Annotated in this window: 1 protein-coding gene; it reads left to right on the top strand. The window is 46.6% G+C overall.

The window, feature by feature from the left end; genetic code table 11:
* A partial coding sequence (locus AAV90_RS10565; protein ID WP_046498789.1) for a right-handed parallel beta-helix repeat-containing protein occupies positions 1 to 1,031 on the top strand: 1,031 nt, incomplete at both ends.

Here is a 1,031-nt window from a genome sequence, read left to right as displayed (position 1 = left end):
CGCCATATTCAAAGGCGGAGAAGCCGCACTAGAACACATAACCATCCGAAACACCCAAATAACCAACCCACAAGGTAACGGAATCTACCTAACCAACCACATCTACTGGCACCAACTCATAGACGTCATAATCGACGGAGTAACCATCACCGGAGCACAAAACGACGGAATATACATCAACATGGAATCCCGAGACGACAGCTATGATGTAACCATCAACAACACCACAGTAAACGGAAGCACCGGAAACGGAGCCACCATACTAGCAAGAAGAAACATCAACATCACCAACAACAACCACAGCTTCAAAAACAACACCGGATGGGGACTATACCTCAGAGGAATCGGAACCACCACCACAACCTTCCAAAACAACAACATCGAAAACAACGGCAACGGACTATACCTAGAAAACATACACAACATCACCATCACCAACACACTCCAAAACAACGGAGGAATCGGCTGCCAAATCGTTAGCTGCACCAACAACATTCTCCAAGACACCACATTCACCAACAACATCAAAACATACACCCACGCCATCCGAATAATTGGGACGAACAATAACATAACCCTACGAAACCTACAAATCAACAACCCCACCAACATCGCCATCCACCTCGGAGAATACGGAACCCTCAACACCAACATACTCATTGAAAACGTCAACATCACCAACAGCGGAGCCACCGCCATATTCAAAGGCGGAGAAGCCGCACTAGAACACATAACCATCCGAAACACCCAAATAACCAACCCACAAGGTAACGGAATCTACCTAACCAACCACATCTACTGGCACCAACTCATAGACGTCATAATCGACGGAGTAACCATCACCGGAGCACAAAACGACGGAATATACATCAACATGGAATCCCGAGACGACAGCTATGATGTAACCATCAACAACACCACAGTAAACGGAAGCACCGGAAACGGAGCCACCATACTAGCAAGAAGAAACATCAACATCACCAACAACAACCACAGCTTCAAAAACAACACCGGATGGGGACTATACCTCA

Origin of the sequence: Syntrophomonas zehnderi OL-4, from assembly GCF_000983115.1 — a bacterium.
Taxonomy (GTDB): domain Bacteria; phylum Bacillota; class Syntrophomonadia; order Syntrophomonadales; family Syntrophomonadaceae; genus Syntrophomonas_B; species Syntrophomonas_B zehnderi.
The sequence above is the reverse complement of the archived record's forward strand: the minus strand, read 5'-3'. Positions and strand labels throughout refer to the sequence as shown.